This window comes from Kitasatospora sp. NPDC058162, assembly GCF_042884005.1.
Lineage (GTDB): Bacteria > Actinomycetota > Actinomycetes > Streptomycetales > Streptomycetaceae > Kitasatospora.
Map to the genome: position 1 here is coordinate 180,157 of NZ_JBHVUS010000001.1, position 18,638 is coordinate 198,794.

General features: G+C 74.0%; 16 protein-coding genes and 1 pseudogene. 9 read left to right on the forward strand and 8 right to left on the reverse strand.

The window, feature by feature from the left end:
- Positions 1-74 precede the first annotated feature (74 nt).
- Positions 75-479: a RidA family protein gene (locus ACFVXG_RS00715; RefSeq protein WP_387922942.1), complete on the reverse strand. Its 405-nt coding sequence runs from the start codon at positions 477-479 to the stop codon at positions 75-77.
- Between the two features lie 238 nt (positions 480-717).
- Here ACFVXG_RS00715 and ACFVXG_RS00720 point away from each other — a divergent pair, with 238 nt between their 5' ends.
- Positions 718-1,365, forward strand: a complete 648-nt coding sequence (locus ACFVXG_RS00720) for a C40 family peptidase (RefSeq protein ID WP_387922943.1) — start codon at positions 718-720, stop codon at positions 1,363-1,365.
- A 58-nt stretch (positions 1,366-1,423) separates the two neighbouring features.
- Here the strand turns inward: ACFVXG_RS00720 and ACFVXG_RS00725 are convergent, their stop codons facing one another.
- Positions 1,424-1,900: a MarR family winged helix-turn-helix transcriptional regulator gene (locus tag ACFVXG_RS00725; RefSeq protein ID WP_387922945.1), complete on the reverse strand. Its 477-nt coding sequence runs from the start codon at positions 1,898-1,900 to the stop codon at positions 1,424-1,426.
- Positions 1,901-1,970: 70 nt separating this feature from the next.
- On the opposite strand from ACFVXG_RS00725, the gene ACFVXG_RS00730 reads away from it, so the two are divergent.
- Positions 1,971-2,381 carry a VOC family protein gene (locus tag ACFVXG_RS00730; RefSeq protein WP_387922947.1) on the forward strand — a complete coding sequence of 137 codons (411 nt, stop codon included), beginning with the start codon at positions 1,971-1,973 and terminating at the stop codon, positions 2,379-2,381.
- A gap of 66 nt (positions 2,382-2,447) precedes the next feature.
- Here ACFVXG_RS00730 and ACFVXG_RS00735 read toward each other — a convergent pair whose 3' ends face one another.
- The 6 genes from ACFVXG_RS00735 to ACFVXG_RS00760 form a co-directional block, all read right to left on the reverse strand.
- Positions 2,448-3,098, reverse strand: coding sequence for a hypothetical protein (locus ACFVXG_RS00735; RefSeq protein ID WP_387922949.1), 651 nt, complete (start codon positions 3,096-3,098; stop codon positions 2,448-2,450).
- Between the two features lie 46 nt (positions 3,099-3,144).
- Positions 3,145-4,449 (reverse strand): threonine--tRNA ligase, encoded by a 1,305-nt coding sequence (gene thrS / locus ACFVXG_RS00740; protein ID WP_387922950.1) that lies wholly within the window; start codon positions 4,447-4,449, stop codon positions 3,145-3,147.
- A gap of 217 nt (positions 4,450-4,666) precedes the next feature.
- Positions 4,667-5,401 carry a leucine-rich repeat domain-containing protein gene (locus tag ACFVXG_RS00745; RefSeq protein WP_387923841.1) on the reverse strand — a complete coding sequence of 245 codons (735 nt, stop codon included), beginning with the start codon at positions 5,399-5,401 and terminating at the stop codon, positions 4,667-4,669.
- 27 nt (positions 5,402-5,428) lie between these two features.
- Positions 5,429-7,294: a protein kinase gene (locus ACFVXG_RS00750; protein ID WP_387922951.1), complete on the reverse strand. Its 1,866-nt coding sequence runs from the start codon at positions 7,292-7,294 to the stop codon at positions 5,429-5,431.
- A gap of 123 nt (positions 7,295-7,417) precedes the next feature.
- A complete protein-coding gene (locus tag ACFVXG_RS00755; protein WP_387922953.1) occupies positions 7,418-8,704 on the reverse strand; it encodes a serine hydrolase domain-containing protein in 1,287 nt (428 codons plus the stop codon).
- A 206-nt stretch (positions 8,705-8,910) separates the two neighbouring features.
- Positions 8,911-9,399, reverse strand: a complete 489-nt coding sequence (locus ACFVXG_RS00760) for a carboxymuconolactone decarboxylase family protein (RefSeq protein ID WP_387922954.1) — start codon at positions 9,397-9,399, stop codon at positions 8,911-8,913.
- A gap of 131 nt (positions 9,400-9,530) precedes the next feature.
- Here ACFVXG_RS00760 and ACFVXG_RS00765 point away from each other — a divergent pair, with 131 nt between their 5' ends.
- From ACFVXG_RS00765 to ACFVXG_RS00795, 7 genes and pseudogenes are all read left to right on the forward strand, one after another.
- Complete coding sequence (locus ACFVXG_RS00765) at positions 9,531-10,508, forward strand: pirin family protein (RefSeq protein ID WP_387922956.1); 978 nt, start codon at positions 9,531-9,533, stop codon at positions 10,506-10,508.
- 472 nt (positions 10,509-10,980) lie between these two features.
- On the forward strand, positions 10,981-12,015 hold the full coding sequence (locus ACFVXG_RS00770; protein WP_387922958.1) for a site-specific integrase: 1,035 nt from the start codon (positions 10,981-10,983) through the stop codon (positions 12,013-12,015).
- A 332-nt stretch (positions 12,016-12,347) separates the two neighbouring features.
- Positions 12,348-12,440, forward strand: coding sequence for a LuxR C-terminal-related transcriptional regulator (locus tag ACFVXG_RS00775; RefSeq protein ID WP_387923843.1), 93 nt, complete (start codon positions 12,348-12,350; stop codon positions 12,438-12,440).
- A 196-nt stretch (positions 12,441-12,636) separates the two neighbouring features.
- The gene (locus ACFVXG_RS00780) at positions 12,637-13,191 is read left to right on the forward strand and encodes a hypothetical protein (protein WP_387922960.1); all 555 of its coding nucleotides are present in this window, start codon (positions 12,637-12,639) and stop codon (positions 13,189-13,191) included.
- 122 nt (positions 13,192-13,313) lie between these two features.
- On the forward strand, positions 13,314-13,805 hold the full coding sequence (locus ACFVXG_RS00785; protein ID WP_387922961.1) for a hypothetical protein: 492 nt from the start codon (positions 13,314-13,316) through the stop codon (positions 13,803-13,805).
- Entirely contained in the window at positions 13,802-18,421 is a 4,620-nt protein-coding gene (locus ACFVXG_RS00790) for a hypothetical protein (RefSeq protein WP_387922963.1), read from the forward strand. The genes ACFVXG_RS00785 and ACFVXG_RS00790 overlap by 4 nt, the downstream gene beginning before the upstream one ends.
- Before the next feature lie 58 nt (positions 18,422-18,479).
- Positions 18,480-18,593: pseudogene (locus tag ACFVXG_RS00795) on the forward strand (IS5/IS1182 family transposase); the annotation flags it as partial.
- Positions 18,594-18,638: the final 45 nt, after the last annotated feature.

The window sequence follows — 18,638 nt, forward strand, 5'->3', positions numbered from 1 at the left end:
CGCCGCACCTGCTTCGTGTCGTGCGAAATCGCCTGGAACGGCGCACCGACCGGCGCCCGCCCCTCCCGGGACCGTCAGGGCAGCACGGCCACCGCCTCCACCTCCACCAGCTGGTCCGTGTAGCCGAGCACCGAGACCCCGAGCAGCGTGCTGGGCGCGTCGTGCTCCCCCAGGTAGGAGCGGTACACGTTCCACACCTTCACCAAGTCCGCCTGGTCGCCGGAGGCGACGTACACGGTGGTCCGGGCGATGTCCGTCAGCCCCGCGCCCGCATCCTCCAGCACGGTTATCAGATTGCGCATCACCTGGTGGGCCTGGCCCTCGTAGTCGCCGACCGCGACCGTACGGCCCTCCTCGTCCAACGGGCAGGCCCCGGCGAGCCAGAGCGAACGGGCCGGGGCGTCGACCAGCGCCGCGTAGGCGTAGTCGACGGCCTGGGTCAGGCGCGTGTTGCGGACCAGCTTGACCGCGCTGTTCATGGGGCCTCCGGGGTGTCGTGACCGAACGTTCGCGCCCATCGTTGGCCTCTGCCCGAACGCCCGTCAAACCGATTTCGGGTGAACTCCCGGCCCCGCCAAGGCCCGTGTGTCCACGATTCACCGTTGCGGGTGATGGCGGGTGGTGCCGCCGAACCCCGATCCTGGTGACGACCCGTGCCGACACCGCGCACGGGCCCGTACCGCCCCGTACCGCGACCAGCCCAGGAGAGCCCGACCCATGGAGTCCCAACTGCCCGACCGTGACCAGGCCTCCGCAGTCGGACGCCGCAGCGTGCTCGGCCTCGCCCTCGGCGCGGGCCTCGCCCCGGCACTCGCCACGGCGGCCCAACCCGCCCACGCCGCACCGGCACCTGCCCCGGCCGCACCGGCCGGCCCCGCGCCCACCGACCCCGGCGGCGCCCTCGGCCGGCGGGTCGCCGCCGTGGCCGAGGCGCAGATCGGCATCCCGTACGCCTGGGGCGGCGGCGACCGGCTGGGCCCGGGCCTCGGCTTCTGCGACGAGGAGAACGGCTACCTCAACGGCGTGTGCCTGGGCGAGAACACGGTCGGCTTCGACTGCAGCGGGCTGTCCCTGTACTGCTGGTACCGCGCCAGCCAGGGCACGATCGAGCTCGCGCACTACACGGTGGCCCAGTTCCACCGCAGCGCCCCGGTCGAGCGCGACGCCCTGGCCCCCGGCGACCTGCTGTTCTTCTCCCGCCCCGACGCCCCACTGCACCACGTCGGCATCTACGCGGGCGACGGCGCGATGATCCACGCCGAGCGCACCGGCACCCTGATCGCCCGGGTCGAGAAGGTGCTCGACGTCCCGCGCTGGGCGGGCGAGTTCGCCGGCGGACGGCGCCCGGGACCCACGCCCGCCTGAGCACACCCGCCTGAGCCCAGCCCCTCGAACCAAGCACCTCGAACTCACCCGCCTGCGCTCACCCGGCGCCGCGCCCGGACGGCGCACCCAGCTCCACCCGCAGCAACAGCGCCTGCAGTACCCGGCGCTCCGCCGGGTCCAGCGGCGCCAGCACCTCGTCCTGCACCGTCCGGGCCCGGGCCTCCAGCTCGGCCAGCAGCGCCCGCCCGGCGGCGGTGACCGACACCGAGACCCGCCGCCGGTCCGCCTGGTCCCGGCTGCGCTCGACGTACCCGGCCGCGCCGAGCTGGTCGGCGACCTTGGCGAGGTCGCTCGGGTCGATGCCCAAGCGCCGCACCAGGTCCCGCTGCGCCTGCGGCCCGAAGTCGGCGAGCGCCGCCAGCACCGCCATGTCCCAGAGCCGCAGGCCGCGTTCGGCCAGCTGCTCGGCGAGCCGGGCCCGCGCCGTCCGGCCGATCCGGGCGAGCAGGAAGGTGCTGAGGCCGAGCAGGGTCGGCGGCAGCGCGTCGGGCGGAGCGGGGGTCTCGGAGGCCATGGCGGCATTCTAGGGTCGGTCCCTATAGTGGGTCTCGACCCACTAATTCGGAGCCATCTGGAGTTCGACCGTGGACGCCCTCTACCCTCGTCTGCTCGTCACCCGCTTCGCCGAGACCTTCGGCTTCTACCGCGCCGTCCTCCCCGCGTTCACCGGCGCCACCCTGGTCAAGGGCACGCCCGAGGGCCCGTACGCCAACTGGGACGTCGACGACCAGGCCGTCCTGGTGCTCTACGACCGCGCCGCGATGTCCGCCACCCTGGGCACCGCCGGGTTGCCCGCCCGCCCGGCCACCCCCACCCAGGACACCGCGATGCTGGTCTTCCGGGTCGACGACGTGGACGAGGCGCTCACCCTCTGCCTCGGGTACGGCGGCGTCCTCGCCGCCCCGGCCACCGACCGCCCGGAGTGGGGCCCGAACCTGTGCAGCGCCCATCTGCGCGACCCCGAGGGGCACTTGATCGAGCTGCAGTCCTACTGACTGACCGTGACCGCCGGGAACGCGCGCTCCCCGGCGGCCGGCACCGACAGTGGCGGACATCAGCGCTCAGCGGTGGAAGACCTGCAGCTCACGGACCGCGTCGTTGAAGTTCGCGCCCAGGTAGGAGGCGGGCAGGTCCATGGTCTTCTCCACGCTGAGGGTCGACCAGAGGTGGACGGCGTTGCAGTTGTTGTAGCCCTTCATCGAGGAGACGTTCAGCGCCACGTTGATGTAGTTGATCAGGTGGTAGCCGGTCCCGTCACAGCCCCCGGCGTCGCCGTAGAAGGAGTAGATGACGCCGCCCTGGTAGTCGGCGTCCTTGAACTCCTCCAGCAGCAGCGTCCGGTCGGCTGGCTGCTCGGCGGTGCGGGTGCGGCCGTCGGCCAGGGCGAGCGCGTCGGCGCGGGAGCCCGGCGAGCAGGCCCGGCCGAGCACCGGCGACACGCCGTCGGCGCCGGCGCCGGGCAGGTGTCCGAGGACGGCGGCGCAGTACTGGACCTCCGGTACCGGCAGCGGGCGGAGTGCGGCCGAGCTCGCCGGGGCGGCGGCCAGCGCCCCGGCGAGGGCGAGGCAGGCGGTGAGGACGGGAGCGGTGAATCTGCGCGGTCTGCGCACGGGCACCTCCGGAAGGGCGGGGACGGCGGCGGCCGGGGACTCGGCCGCCCCGCCCATTCGACGGGCGACCGCCGCCCCCGACCCCGCCGACACACCGCGCATCGCACTAGTCGTACGGATGCCCAGGGTTCACCCGGCGGGCACGTCTTCACCCGGCGGGCGCGTCCCGCCACAGCTCGGCACTGCAGTCCGCGACCAGGGCGCCGATCCGTGCCCAGGCCTCCTCCGCCGCCATCGGCTCCAGCCGGCGGCCGTCCCGCAGCCGCAGCGCGACCCGGTCGTCCACCGCCTCCTTGGCCCCGATCACCGCCTGGTAGGGCACCAAGCGGGCCTCGCGGATCCGGGCACCCAGGCTGCCGTGCTCCGGCCCGGCCACCTCGGCCCGCAGTCCGAGGTCCAGGCAGCGCTGCCGCAGCCGCTCGGCCTGCGCCACCTCGGCGTCGGAGATCGGCAGCAGCACCACCTGGGCCGGCGCCAGCCAGGCCGGGAACGCCCCGCCGTACAGCTCGATCAGGTGGGCGACCACCCGCTCGACGCTGCCGATCACGCTGCGGTGCACCATCACCGGGCGGTGCTTGCCGCCGTCCGGGCCGATGTAGTGCAGGTTGAAGCGCTCGGGCTGGTGGAAGTCGATCTGGACGGTGGAGAGGGTGAACTCGCGCCCGGCCCCGTCGGCGATCTGCACGTCGATCTTGGGCCCGTAGAACGCGGCCTCGCCCTCGGCCGCCTCGAACGGCACCCCGGAGCGCTCCAGCACGTCGGTCAGCAGCGCGGTGGCCCGGCTCCACAGCTCCGGGTCGGCCACGTACTTACCGCCCTCGCCCGGCAGCGACAGCCGGTAGCGGACCGGCACGATGCCGAGCGCACGGTGCGCCTCGCGGATCAGCTCCAGGGCGGCGACGGCCTCCCCGGCGGCCTGCTCCGGGGTGCAGAAGACGTGGGCGTCGTTCAACTGGATCGCCCGCACCCTGGTCAGCCCGCCCAGCACGCCGGACAGCTCGGAGCGGTACATCCCGCCCAACTCCGCCATCCGCAGCGGCAGTTCCCGGTAGCTGTGCGGGCGGGAGCGGAAGATCAGCGCGTGGTGCGGACACAGGCTCGGGCGCAGCACCATCTCCTCCGAGCCGAGTTGCATGGGTGGGAACATGTCCTCGCGGTAGTGGTCCCAGTGGCCGGAGATCTCGTACAGCTCGCGCTTGCCGAGCACCGGCGAGTAGACGTGGCGGTAGCCGGCCCGACGCTCGCGGCCGCGGATGAACTCCTCCAGGGTGTGCCGGATCGCGGCGCCGTCGGGCAGCCAGTACGGCAGGCCGGAGCCCATCAGCGGGTCGGTGTCGAAGAGGTCGAGCTCACGGCCGAGCTTGCGGTGGTCGTGCGCGGCCTGGTGCTGGGCGGGCTGCTCGTTCAGGGGCTTGCCGTTCTTGGACTGCTCGTTCTTCGGCTGCTCGTTCATGGGGGTGGTCTCCACTCTGGATGGTGCGGGCGAGTGGGACCGGGAACGACGAAGCCCCGAGGCACTCGCCCCGGGGCTTCGGACTTGGTCAGCAGTCAGCGCGCCGGGACTCTTTCCGGCGTCGTCGTGGCGAGTGCAGCGCGCTTCATGCCTTCCACGGTAGCAGCTCCCCGACCTGCGTGTTGATCTTTATGGGCGAGCTCACAGCACGGGTGGTTCACATCAGCAGGGCGCAGCCGCGCTCGGCGAGCGCCTCCCGCACCTTGTCCGACACCTGGACGTCGTTCCACCGCAGGTCGAGCTTCTCCAGTGCGGGCAGCGCGGCCGGGTCGGCCAGCCACTCGGGCACTTCGGTGATCCCGTTGGTGCGGAGGTCGAGGCGGCGCAGGCGCGGCAGCCCAGCGAGCACGGCGGGGAGCTCGCCGAGCCCGTTCTCCCGCAGTTCCAGTTCGCGCAGTTCGGAGAGCAGCGCGAAGGAGGCCGGGAGGCTGGTCAACTCGTTGCCGCGCAGCCAGAGTTCGCGCAGCTCGCCGAGGGCGCCGATGGACTCCGGCAGCGCGGCGAGCCGGTTGTGCTGGGCGCGGAGTTCGACCAGTTCGGTCATCTTGCCGATGGAGAACGGCAGTTCGGTGAGCCGGTTCTCGCCGACGTTGAGGTACCGCAGTTCGGTGAGCTTCCCGATGTCGTCCGGCAGTTCGGTGATCTGGTTGTCGTGCAGGTAGAGGAAGTCCCGGAGCCAGGTGAGCCGGGTCAGTTCGGCCGGCACCTCGGTGAACAGGTTGTGGCCGAGGTCGAGGGTGCGCAGCCGCATCAACCGGCTGATGCCGGGCGGGAGTTCGGAGAGCGCGCCTTCGGCGAGGATGAGCACGGTCAGGTCGTTGCGGTCCCACACCGAGCTGAGCACCTCGGCGGCCACCGGGCCGAGCGGCTGCCGCCAGAGGTTGAGCGTCATGTCTGTCACGTCCGCCATTGTCCGCTCTCACCAGTCCGTGGTGGGCACGACCCGCATCTCGGCGCGGGCCAGGGTCCGGCCGTCTCCGGCCGGCGGGAGCTGGACGAGCTCCAGAGCGGCTGCCGTGAACTCCGCGGTGGCCGGGCCGGGTGGCAGCAGCACGCGCAGGTGGTAGTCGCTGGTCCTGCCGTCCGGGACGTCCACCCGGTACTCCGCCGCCCCCGGCCCGACCGGGTGCCCGGCTCCGGTCAGGTCCGCCAGCTCGGGCACGACCTGTTTCAGGAAGTCGACCCCGGCACCGGCGGCCGTCGTGACGCGCAGCGCGAGGTCGCGCCCACGGGCCCGGCGGCTGCCGAGGACGATCCCGCCGAGTTCGCGTCGCAGTGCGGCGGCCGCCTCGGGCGTCTCGGGCAGGTGGACGAGGTCGAGGGTGCCGGCCAGCGCTGAGGAGACCGCACGGCCTTGCGAGACCTCCCAGTTGAGCCCGATGCCGCGAACGTGACAGCGGAAGCGGCCCGTGCAGGAGGCGAGCACGGCGGCGAGTTCGGCCGGCTCCTCCGCGTCGTCCCGCCCGTCCATCAGGAGCACGGCGGTGCGGTCCGCGTCCGGGTGCCCGGCGAGGAGCTGGTCGGCCAGCCGGAGCCACCGGCCGAAGGCGGCCGCGCGCAGCGGCTCCAACCCGGTGAGCGCGGCCCGGGCCTCCGCCCTGGTCCCGGGGGTCGCGCGGACCAGCCGCCTGCTGTCGGGGTAGAGCATCCGCGCGTACTCGGAGCCCTCGACGACGGCGAACCAGACTTCGTCGTCCAGGGCGTCGACGGTGGCCGCGACGGCGTCGGTCACGGCGCGGAAGGCTGCCGGGGACAGCCCCGCGGAGAGGCCGACCAGGAAGACCAGCGCCTGCGGCGCCGAGACCGCCGCGTCCGCCGGGTCGAGCGCCGCGCCGTGCACGGTCAGGACCGCGTCCGCATCGGTCGCGTCCGGCAGCTTGTACTGGTTCTGGAACACCTCGATCCGGTACCCCGAGCCGGCGGGTGCGGCGCTGGCCCGGGGCGGGGTGCTCGGTTCGAGCAGCGCCCTGAGCCGGTCCGCGACCTCAGCGGCGAAGCGCGGGCGGTCCGCCGGGTCCTTGGCGAGCAGCTCGGCGACCAGGCCGTCCAGCGCCGCCGGTACGCCCGGACGCCGCTCGGACAGCCGCGGGGGCGGGGTCCGCATGTGGTCCTGGAGCAGCGGCCAGACCGCCCGGTGGCCCGGGAACGGCGGCTGCCCGGTGAGCAGCGCGAGCAGGACGCAGCCGAGCGCGTACAGGTCGGCCCGCTCGTCCACCGACCGGCCCCGGCACTGCTCGGGGGACATGTAGTCGGGGGTGCCCATGACGACGCCCGAGCGGGTCAGGCCGGTGGCCGAGTGGAGGTATCCGGCGAGGCCGAAGTCGCAGACCTTCACCCGGCCGTCCGGGAGCAGCATCAGGTTGGCGGGCTTGACGTCCCGGTGGACGATGCCGGCCCGGTGGGCGCAGGACAGCGCCTCGGCGGTCTGCGCGGCCAGCTCGACGGCCCGGCGCACCGGCAGCGGCCCGTCCTCGCGCAGCACGGTCCGCAGGTTCCGGCCGTGCAGCAGCTCCATCACCAGGTACAGCTGCCCGTCCTGCTCGCCGTTGTCGAAGACCTGGACCAGTCCGGGGTGTTGGAGCCCGGCGGCCACCTCGGCCTCGCGGTGGAAGCGGGCCACCGACTCCTCGTCCTCGTCCGGGTCCAGGCCCCGGGGCAGGAACTTGACCGCCACCCGCCGGCCGAGCCTGAGGTCGTCGGCCAGCCACACCTCCCCCATGCCGCCGCGCCCCAGCGGCGCCGCGAGTCGGAACCGGCCCTCGACCAGCCCTCCGGCCACGTTCACACGCGCTCCCCCTCCCCTGGCTCCGGGCACCCGCCGTCGAACGGGGTGCTCCGCTCTACTCGGAGCCTCATTCTGGCGGGCGGACGAGCCTCCGGTGCAGTGCGGGCGCCGGCGGTCGTGGGCTCAGCGGAGCATCGGCCGGGCAGCACCCCCGCCCTGGTGGTTGCCGCAGAAGGCCTCCTCCAGGAACCCGCCCTGCGCGGCGAGTTGCCGGACGGCCTGCGGCTCGTCGCCCCTGGACGTCACGGACATCGCGACCTGCCGGCTGCCCGAGCTCCAGAGCTGCGAGCTGAATCCGGGCATCCCGCCGTCGTGCCCGTACACCGGCCCGCAGGACAGCTCCAGCCGGGCCAGCCCCAGGCCGTACGCCAGGGCCGAGGGCTTGCCGTCGACCTCCACCGGGATGGTGGTCGTCATCTGCCGCATCAGCTGGGGCGACAGCAGCCGGCCGCCCACCAGGGCCCGCTCGAAGCGGTTCAGGTCGGCCAGGGTGGATATCAGCTCTCCTGCGGAGTTCGCCCACGTGACGCTCTCCACCGTGACGTCCCGGTCGCTGCGGTCCTCCGGCGCCGGGCCCTCGGCGAGCGTCCAGTAGCCGTGGGCGTGCGGGCCCCGGATGTCGGTGGCCGAGCCGGGGAAGTACGTACCGGTCATCCCCAGCGGCCGCAGGATGCGCGCGGTGATCTCCTGGGCGTAGCCGTGGCCGGTGACCCGTTCGATGATCATGCCGAGCAGGGTGTAGTTGACGTTGGAGTAGCTGAACTTCGCCCCCGGCGGGAAGTTGGGCGCGTGCGCCACCGAGGCGGCCACCACCTGCGCCGGGGTGATGCTGCGGGTCAGCCCGCCCTGGTCGAGCCAGTCACGGATCACGGCAGGATCCGTGGTGTGCGGGAACAGTCCGCCCGGCTCGTTGGTCGGATCCCACAGGCCGGAGCTGTGGTTGAGCAGCTGACGGACGGTGATCCGCCCTCCGTCGGGGACCACCCCCGGCAGGTGGCGCTCGATCGGGTCGTCCAGGCCGAGCCGGCCCTCCCCCACCAGCTGCAGCACGGTGGTGGAGGTGAGCACCTTGGTGATGCTCCCGGCACGGAACCGCCCGTCCACCCGCACCGGGGCGCCGGTCGCCAGGTCGGCGACGCCCGTACCCGCGCGCCAGACACCGCCCTCGCCACGGACCTCGGCGATCGCCGCGGCCGCCCCGGCGTCCGTCACCGCCCGCAGCGCGGCCATCCGTGCGGCACCCTCGGGCCCCTCGACCCGGTCGGCGGCGGGCGGCGCGGCGACAGGCTGCGCGACGGCGCCCGGCTCGACCGTGCCCTGCTCGACGGCGCCAGCCGAGACGACCGGCCCGGCGAGCGCCAGGCAGACCGCCGCTGCCACCACCATCACGGAACTCGTACGACGTGCCATGCGACCCCCTCGTCCACGGCGGACCTCCGCCCGCCTACGAGTTCACAGCCTCACCGCCGACCTGATGCTCCGTCATCCTCCACCGGGAGGAACCGGTCGTACTCCCACAAACGTAGGCACTACGCCGAACGGGGGAGGCCGACCGGCCTACCCAAAGCCCCGGCAGGCCCGCCCGAAGCCCCGGCCGAGATGTCAACCCCGGGACGTCAGAGCCCCGGCGTCGGGCGGACCGGGTGCTTGCTCATGATCGACACCCGGTTGAAGGAGTTGATCGTGATCGCCACCCAGATCGCCGCCGAGAGCTCGTCCTCGCTGAACACCTCCCGCGCAGCCCCGTAGGCGGCCGCCTGCAGCGCCGCGTCCGCCGGGTTCGTGGTCGCCTCGGCCAGGGCCAGCGCCGCGCGCTCCCGGGCGGTGAACAGCTCGGTGTCCCGCCAGGCCGGGAGCACGCCCAGGCGCTGGGTGGTCTCGCCCTCGCGCAGCGCGGCCCGGGTGTGCACGTGCAGACAGAAGGCGCAGCCGTTGATCTGGGAGACCCGCAGGTTGACCAGCTCCACCAGCCGCCGATCCAGCCCGGCCTCGGCCGCGGCCTCCCGGGCCGCCTCCGCGGCGGCGAGCAGCGCCTTGTAGGCCTTGGGGCTCTGCTTGTCGATGAACACCCGTCGCTCCGCCGGAACCACCGTCACGTCACTCACCTGGACTCCTAGACTCCCGTTGCCGCCGTCGGCCCGGCTCGCTGCCGTTCGACACTTCGACACTCTGCCATGCCATAATAGTTGAATATAGAACTACCTACTAGGCATCACCCCCGGGAGGGATCACAGCCGTGAGCACCGCCGAGACCGAGCCGCGCCCCGCCGCTCAGCCGCAGGAGCCCCTGGAGTCGCAGGACCGCCCGTACGTCGAGGTCCTGTCCCCCCGGGACGTCCCGCTCGGCGGGCCGCGCGCGATGACCGTCCGCCGCACCCTGCCGCACCGCTCCCGCCGGCTGATCGGCGCCTGGTGCTTCGTCGACCACTACGGCCCCGATGACGTCGCCCTGACCGGCGGCATGGACGTCGCCCCGCACCCCCACACCGGCCTGCAGACCGTGAGCTGGCTCTTCACCGGCGAGATCGAGCACCGGGACAGTCTCGGCGTCCACGCCTTCGTCCGCCCGGGCGAGCTCAACCTGATGACCTCCGGCCACGGCATCTGCCACTCCGAGGTCTCCACCCCTGCGACCACCGTGCTGCACGGCGTCCAGCTCTGGGTCGTGCTGCCCGACGAACACCGCGCCACCGCACGGGACTTCCACCACCACGTGCCCGAGCCCGTCGCCCTGGACGGCGGCGAGGCCCGCGTCTTCCTCGGCACCCTGGCCGGCCGCACCTCCCCCGTCCCGACCTTCACCCCGCTCCTCGGCGCCGAGCTCACCCTCACCCCGCACGCCACCGTCACCCTGACCGTCGACCCGGCCTTCGAGCACGGCGTCCTCGTCGACCACGGCGAGATCCGCCTCGCCGACACCGACCTCCACCCCGGCGACCTCGGCTACCTCGCCCCCGGCCCCACCACCCTGACCCTCACCAACACCGCCGACGCCCCGGCCCGGCTCATCCTCCTCGGCGGCACGCCCTTCGAGGAGCAGATCGTCATGTGGTGGAACTTCATCGGCCGCTCCCAGGAGGACATCACCCGGGCCCGCGCCGACTGGCAGGCCGCCACCGACCGCTTCGGCGAGGTCCACGGCTACCCGGGCGACCGCCTCCCCGCCCCCGAACTCCCCGGGACCCCGCTCAAGCCCCGCGGCCGCACCCGCTGACCTGCGTGTTACGCAATCGGGGGTGCGGCGAACAGGTCGACCGCACCCCCGAGCCGGAGCCTCCCTGCGCTCACCCCGAAGCATCCCGGCCGACACTCGGTTCCGCACTCGATGCATGACACCGTTCGACCATCCGCGACAGGGCCTGACAGGACACCATTGCTGACTCAATGCTGAGTTCGCTGACGATCCATCAGGAAAGGCCGGAGCACTCACGGCGCCCGAGAAGTCATCGTCGGGTGCCGCCGCGAGAACCGGCGGAGGCCCTGCCACGGTCCCCTCGCCGGCTGCCGAAGGACGGTCACCACCGGAGCGGCGCGGGCCGGAGAAGACAGCAACCATGCCGTCCGTTACCCTCACCGACGATCTTGATTCAAGCCAGTTATTAGACCCGGGCCCTGCGGGACATTCCCAGCCCCGTCTGCCGGAAAGAGCCCGCCGACCCGCCCCGACCCGGCGCTAGGGTGACCTCATGGCGGACGCCCCGACGACAGCAGCACCCTCGGTCGAGGCGCTGGACGCCCTCGTCGAGCGCGCCTGCGAACCCCCGACCGGCAGGTCCCGGGCGAAGCAACTGCGCTGGGTCGCGGGCGAACTGCGCACCGCCCTGGAGCGCGGCGCGATCGCACCCACGGCCGTCGGCTCACTCGCCCTGCTCCTCGCGCCGGACACCCTCGCCGACTACCTCACAGCCGCCGAACAGGGCCTGCTGCGGCGCAAGTCCGCCACACGACCGGGCCAAGCCTCACCCGCCTCCATGCGCGTCCGCGAGGACTGCCTCCGCATCCTCGGTGCCCTGGCCCGCATCACCGTCACGCTCCCGAACCGCAACACGCCCCCGGTCGAGCTCCGGCCCGTGGTCACCGCCCGCCCCCGCAGCATCCTGCTCGGCCACCTCGAACACTCCGCCCGCCCCGGCCAATCGGAGTCCCGCAGCCGGATCCTCGCGATCATCGGCACCGTGCTGGACACCGGCTGCCGCGCCGGCGAACTCTGCGCCCTGCGCACGGACGACGTCGACCTGCACCACGGCACGATCCGCCTCACCCACCTCCCGCAGCACCGCAACCCGCGCACCACGCCCACCACCATGACGGTCGGCCTGTCCGGCTCCACCCGGGCCGCGATGCGCCACTGGCTCACCGTCCGCAGCCACCTCGTCGCACGCGACGCCACCCGGCCCGTCGGCCCGGGCAACGAGACCACCGACGCCCTGTGGGTGAGCATCGCCCCCAGCGGCCACCCCCGTCCCGGCCTGCCCCTGCACTTCCGCGGCCTGGCCCGCGCCTACGCCCGCGCAATCCACGACCTCAACATCGACATGGCCGCAGAACCCGGCTGGCACCCCCTGCCCCAACGCATGGAACAGCTACGCCGCGCCATCGATCTCGAACCGGCCGACCCCGACGGTGCGACCCCCCTCCGCCGCACCCGCACACCTGCCGTCGACCCCGAGGCAACGGCACAGGCCAGGGCGTTTCCTGCGGATCATCTGATCGTCGGTTGATGTGTGTCGTAGACCGATGCATAGTAGACGCGGACAGAGCCGCTGTTGCCGGACCGATCACCGAGGCGTGATCACCGGCAGGTGATCGACGCGATCGCGTGGAAGTGTCGCACGGGGGCGCCGTAAAATGGCGCCGCCCCCGGAGGACGGCCGACGGGTCGCGGACCGGGAGGTCCTCGACGGGCTGACCGGCGCCACCCACGACGCCGCCCGCGTCCGCTCCCGCCTGCGCACCCTCACGCCTCCGTGCTCCGGCCGGCCCGCCACCCCGGACTCTCCCCCGCGAGCGGGAGGTCGCCGAACTCGCCGCCACCGGCCTGACCAACCGCCGGATCGCGGCCGCCCTGCACCTGTCCGCCAGGACGGTCGAGAACCACGTGGCCAGGGCCCTGCGAAAGCTCTCCGTCCCGTCCCCACGTCTCTGACCGCCCCCGGTCCGGCCCGTGCGTGGGGTCCGGCCGGGTGCAGCGGGCTGCGGCGCGCGGCTCCACCCAGGGGTTGAGGAGCCGCCGTCCCGCCTCCTCCCGGATCTCCCACCGTGGGCCGATCCGTCCGGGGCCGCCGAACGCGACCTTGGAGGAGGGCCGCGACGGTCGCGGCCCAGTCCCCGAGGAGCATGCGTTGTTCACCGAACTGACCCAGGCCGAGCTGGTCAACGGCGCCGTCCTGGCCGCCACCCTGCACAGCGATCTCGGCCGCCACCGCAAGATCGGCGTGCTGCGCGTGCTGCGGCCGATCGCCGTCGCGGCCGGCCTGATTCCGTTGTTCATCGCCCCGGTCGTCACCCACGGCAACGGGCTGGCCGTCGAACTGGTCGGCGCCGCGGCCGGACTGCTCGGCGGCCTCGTCGCCCTCGCGCTGTTCCGGGTGTACCGCAACCCGCAGACCGGCGAGCCGGTCAGCCGCGCCGGCTGGGGCTACGCGCTGCTGTGGGTCCTGGTCATCGGTGCCCGCGCGGCCTTCTCCTACGGCTGCTACCACTGGTTCCCCGACCAGTTGGCCCGCTGGTGCGCCTCCCACCAGGTCACCGGCGCCGCCATCACCGACGCTCTGATCTTCATGGCGGTGGCCATGCTGCTGACCCGCACCATCGGCCTGGCCGTCCGGGCCGCGGCGCTGCCGGGCCGCACCACGGCCCGGTCCGGTGCGACGGTCCGGCGTGCGGCCCGGACCTGAGCGGCGACGCCGCCACCCTCCCTCCGCAGCTCCCCGGACGGTCACCCCGTTCACCCCGCAGAGCTGAAAGGCACCTGACAGAATGTCAATGTCACTGCGGCTGAAGGAAACTGGGGGACACCATGGATGACCTGGCCCGCATCAGGATCGACGGAACCGGCTCGACCGACGAACTGCGGTCGCTGCGGCAGTGGCTCATCGAGGAGGACCGACTGCGCGGCCGGGTGCAACTGGCCGAGGCGCCGCCGGAGCCGGGCACACTGGGATCCGTACTGGACACCTTGACCGTGGCACTCGGGCCCGGCGGTGTGGCGACCGCGGTGGCGAGCGTGCTGATCTCCTGGATCCGGCGGCAGCGGGGCAACGTCTCAGTGAAGGTGACCCGGCCCGACGGAACGGTCGCCGAGCTCAGCGCCACCCACGTCAGCGCGCTGGAGGCACCCGAGGTACGGCAGCTGGCGGCGGAGCTCGCCCGCTCCCTCGACCAGGGCACCGTCCAAGGCAACGGCAACGGCAACGGCAACGGCAACGGTCAAGGCGACGGCCACGGCAGCCCTCAGGCCGCCGCCGAGCGGACCGCCCCCGGCGTCGAGGACGGGCAGGCCGCGCGGTGACCCCGGGCGCCTCCGGCGGCCTGCCGCGCACGGCGCTCGCCTCGCCGGGCTCGCGGGCGCTGCTGGTCGGAACCGGGCAGCACGCGCCGGGTTCGCGGCTCCCCGACGTGCCCGCGGTGGCCGCCACGGTCCGCGAGGTCGGCCGGGTCCTGGTGGAGACCTGCGGTCTGCGCCCGGAGAACCTGCTCACCCCGCTGATCGACCCGCGCGACCCGATCGAGTTCGGCAACGCGGTGGTGGCGGCGGCCCGCGAGGCCGAGGACGTGCTGCTGGTCTACTACGTGGGCCACGGACTGGTCAGCCCCGGCAACGAGTTGTACCTGGCGACCGCCGCCACCGACGACGTCGCCGAGGGGCTGGCCTTCAAGGCGCTCCCGTACCAGGCCCTGCGGGAGGCGTTCAGCAACTGCCGGGCCGGGTCGATCATCGTGGTGCTGGACTGCTGCTTCGCCGGGCGCGCCCGCGGCTCCTTCGGCACCGCCGCCAGCGACGGGTTCGCACTCGCGGCGCTCGGCGGCACCTACCTGCTCACCTCGGCCTCGCGCGACGAACAGGCGCTCAGCCTCCCGGACCAGCCCTACACGGCGTTCACCGGGGAGCTCCTGCGCTACCTGCGCGAGGGCGAGCCGGGCGGGCCCGCCGAGTTGACCCTGGAGGCCGGCTACCGCCACCTGCGCCGCGTCCTGCCCCTGCTCGGGCTGCCCGCGCCGGAGCGCCAGCTCAGCGGCCGGGCCGGAGACCTGGTGCTGGCCGCCAACCCGACGGCGGCCCCGCCACCGGCCGTCCTCCCCGGCGGCGGCCCGTCGACCACCGGCCCGGCGGAGCAGCCGGTCTGCCCCTATCCGGGGCTGGGACCGTTCACGGCGGACGACGCCCGGTACTTCTTCGGCCGCGGCGAGCTGACCGTCGAGGTGCTCAACAAGCTGGCGGGCTGGTCGGGTACGGGCGGGCCGATCGCCCTGGTGGGGCTGTCCGGCGCGGGGAAGTCCTCCCTGCTGCGGGCCGGCCTGCTGCCCGCAGTCAAACGCGGTGAACTGCGCGTCCCCGGGGCGGGCACCTGGCCGCAACTGGTCCTCACCCCCGGCGAACACCCGCTGGACGCCCTGGCCGCCCTGCTCGCGGAACCGGCCGGCCTCCCGCGGGCCACGGTCCTGGACGGGCTCCGCACCGACCCGGCCGGTGCGGCCGCGCTGGTCCGCCGCGCCCTGCACCGCCTGGCCGACGGACGCGACGTGCCCGGCGGACGGCTGCTCCTGGTGGTGGACCAGTTCGAGGAGCTGTTCACCGCCTGCCAGGACGAGGCGGAACGGCGCGCCTTCGTCACGGCCCTGTGCGCCGCGGCGGGCCGACCACCCACCGGTGCCGCGGGAGCCGGTGCCACGGAACCCGGTACAGCGGGAGCCGGTACAGCGGCAGCCGGTGCGGGCGCCGCGCCCCCGGCGACCGTGCTGCTCGGCATCCGGGCGGACTTCTACGCGGCCTGCATGGCCTACCCCGAACTCGTCGACGCGCTCAAGGAGCGCCAGGTCACGGTCGAGCCGATGACCCCCGGGCAACTGCGCGAGGCGATCGAGAAACCCGCCGAGCTCGCGGGCCTCACCTTGGAGCCGGGCCTCGCCGACACCCTCCTGCGCGACCTGCGCACCGGCGGCAACCTCTCCGGCGGCGACTTCTCCGGGGGCACCCTGCCGCTGCTCGCGTACGCGCTCTGGCTCACCTGGGGCCGCCGGGCCGGGCGGACCCTGACCCTGGCCGGGTACAGCGCCACCGGCGGCATCTGGGAGGCCGTCACCCGGCACGCGGACCTCGCCTACGAGGTGCTGAGCCCGGAGGCCCGGCAGGCCGCCCGGCTGCTGCTGCTCCGGATGGTCCGGATCGGCGAGTCCACCGAGGACACCCGACGCCGCGTCGACCTCGCCGACCTGCGGGCCGAGCGCCCGCCGGCCGAGGCCGCCGCGATCGACACCGCGCGCGACGCACTCGCCCGGGCCCGCCTGATCACCCTGGACGGGGACACCGCGCAGATCACCCACGAGGCGCTGCTGCGCGCCTGGCGACGACTGCGCGGCTGGATCGACAGCGGCCGGGCCGACCTGCTGGTCCAGCAGAAACTGCTGGAGGCCGCGGAGGAGTGGGAACGCACCGGGCGGGACACCGGAGTGCTCTACCGGGGCGCCACGCTCGAACTCGCCCGCCGCCTGGACGACGGACCGGCGACCGGCCGGCCGGTCGCCGGCCGGGGGCGGAGCGCGCCCGGGCCGAACGGCGGGACCGCGCGGCTCGCCGGCGAGTTCCTCGCCGCCAGCGTGCGGGCGGACCAGCGGCGACGGCGGATCCGGAACGGCATCACCGGGGCGCTGGCGCTCCTGCTGGTGATCGCGCTGATCGCCGCCGGCCTCGCCTACCAGGGACAGCAGCAGGCCCTGCGGCGCCAGCGCGAGGCCGCCGCGCTGGCCCTGCTCAGCCAGGCGGACACCGCCCGCGGCAGCTCCCCCCAGCTGGCCCTGCGGCTGGGCATCGCCGCTGACACCCTGCACCACACCCCGCAGAGCACGGCCAACCTGCTCAGCACCCTGCTCACCCCCTACACCGGCACCCTGACCGGTCCGCGCGGCACGGTCGTCGGCCTGGCCTTCGCCCCCGGCGGCCGGCTCCTGGCCGCCGCCGCCGAGGACGGCACCCTGACCCTCTGGAACACCGCCGACCCGGACCACCCCAGCCGACTCGGCGAGCCCTTGCCGGTGAACCCGCACGGGCTCTACACGGTCGCCTTCACCCCGGACGGGCACACCCTGGCCGTCGGCGGCGCGGACGGCCACGTCCTGCTCTGGGACGTCGGCGCACCGGACCACCCCCGTCCGCTCGGCACCCCGCTCACCGGACCGAACGGCGTCGCGAGCCTCGCCATCGCCCCGGACGGACGCACCCTGGCCGCCGGCGGCGGCGACGGCGGCGTCTGGCTGTGGGACCTGAGCCGACCCGACCAGCCGCAGTCACTCGGCAAGCCGCTCACCGGACACTCCGGCCGGGTCGACGCGCTCGCCTTCCGGCCGGACGGCCGGGTCCTGGCGGCCGGCGGGGCGGACACCTCCGTCCTGCTCTGGGACGTCGGCGACCCGAAGGCCCCGCAGGCCCTAGGCGGACCGCTCAAGGGCCGCAGCGACCAGGTCACCGCGCTCGGCTTCACCCCGGACGGGCACACCCTGGCCGTCGGCGACGACTGGGGCCAGGTGCAGCTGTGGAACACCGAGGACCCGGCCGGCCCCCGCCCGCTGGGCCAACTCCCGGACCGCAACACCCCGGTGCGGGCCCTGACCGTCGGCGCCCACCGGATCGACGTCGCCGAGAGCGACCACACCACCAGCGCCTGGGACACCACCGACCCCGCGAACCCCCGCCAGATCGGCGGCACCACCCTGGGCCGGGCCAACTGGTCGCTCGCGGCCGCCTTCAGCTCCCCGCCGGACCAACCGGGCGACGCCTCCCGGCTGCTCGCGACCGGCAGCACCGACGGCACCGTGATCCTCTGGGACTCCGCGGGAACCGGCTCCCGCACCAGGCTGCTCAGCCGCCTCGGCGTCCGCTCCGACATCGTGGCCTCGCTCGCGGTCAGCCCGGACGGGCGCACGCTGGCCACCGGCGACGGCGACGGCTCGACGCTGTTCTGGGACCTCGGCAACCGGGAGAAGCCGGTCCAGCTCTCCCCCGCCCTGACCGGGCAGTCGGCCTCGGTGGACGCCATGGCCTTCAGCCCGGACGGTCACCTGCTGGCCACCGGGAGCCTCGACAGCACCGTCCTCCTCTGGGACACCACCGATCCCCACCACCTCCGGCAGCTGAGGCAGTTCACCGCCAACACCGGCGGGGTCCAGGCGCTCGCCTTCGCCCCGGTCGGGCACCTCCTCAGCACCGTCGGCGGAGACGGCACCACCCAGCTCTGGGACACCTCCGACCCGGCCCAACCCCGCCCGGTCGGCCGTCCGCTCACCGGCCACCGCAACACCGTCGCCGCCGTGGCCTTCACCCCCGACGGGCACACCATGGCCACCGGTGGCTGGGACGGGACGGTGATCCTCTGGGACACCGAGGACCCCGCCCACCCGCAGCAACTGCGCCAGCTCGACGGCCACACCAACTGGGTCGTCGCGCTGGCGTTCAGCCCCGACGGACACACCCTCGCGACCGGCAGCCTGGACGCCACCGTCATGCTCTGGGACACCACCCGGCCGGCCGAGACCCACCGCCTCGGCCAACCCCTGACCAGTCACAACAACGGGGTGCGGACGCTGGCCTTCAGCCCGGTCGGCCACACCCTCGTCTCCGGGAGCGCCGACCGGACGGTGGTCCTCTGGGACGTGACCAACCCCGTCCAGCCCTACGACCTCGGCGGCACCAGCACCCGGACCGGCTCGATCACCGCGGTCGCGGTCGCCCCGGACGGGAAGACCCTCCTCTCCGCCGCCGAGGACGGGATCGTCAACATCAACGACCTCGACGCCCTCGACGGCCTGCGCGATCGCGCCCACGAACTGGCCTGCACCCGCGCGGGCGGCGGCCTCCCCGCCCCGGACTGGACCGCGTACGTCCCGAACCTGGGCTACCAGCAGACCTGCTGAGAGGAGCTGACAGAACCACGCGGTGCCCATGTCCGTGCGTCTGCGCGCTCGTTGAGCAGACCGTCACGACGTCACCCGGCTCCTACCACTCCTGGACGCCATTGCCCGCATCCGCGGCAGGACCGGCCGCCCGCGCCACCAACCCCGGCAACCGTTCGCCGACCGCGGTCACCTACCGACGCGTCCAAGCCCTGTGTCAGCTCCTCTGAAGCACACC

Coding starts and splice junctions, on each gene's coding strand:
- ACFVXG_RS00715 (WP_387922942.1), bottom strand. CDS start 479: ATGAACAGCGCGGTCAAGCTGGTCCGCAACACGCGCCTGACCCAGGCC.
- ACFVXG_RS00720 (WP_387922943.1), top strand. CDS start 718: ATGGAGTCCCAACTGCCCGACCGTGACCAGGCCTCCGCAGTCGGACGC.
- ACFVXG_RS00725 (WP_387922945.1), bottom strand. CDS start 1,900: ATGGCCTCCGAGACCCCCGCTCCGCCCGACGCGCTGCCGCCGACCCTG.
- ACFVXG_RS00735 (WP_387922949.1), bottom strand. CDS start 3,098: ATGCGCGGTGTGTCGGCGGGGTCGGGGGCGGCGGTCGCCCGTCGAATG.
- thrS (WP_387922950.1), bottom strand. CDS start 4,449: ATGAACGAGCAGCCGAAGAACGAGCAGTCCAAGAACGGCAAGCCCCTG.
- ACFVXG_RS00745 (WP_387923841.1), bottom strand. CDS start 5,401: ATGACGCTCAACCTCTGGCGGCAGCCGCTCGGCCCGGTGGCCGCCGAG.
- ACFVXG_RS00755 (WP_387922953.1), bottom strand. CDS start 8,704: ATGGCACGTCGTACGAGTTCCGTGATGGTGGTGGCAGCGGCGGTCTGC.
- ACFVXG_RS00770 (WP_387922958.1), top strand. CDS start 10,981: ATGGCGGACGCCCCGACGACAGCAGCACCCTCGGTCGAGGCGCTGGAC.
- ACFVXG_RS00785 (WP_387922961.1), top strand. CDS start 13,314: ATGGATGACCTGGCCCGCATCAGGATCGACGGAACCGGCTCGACCGAC.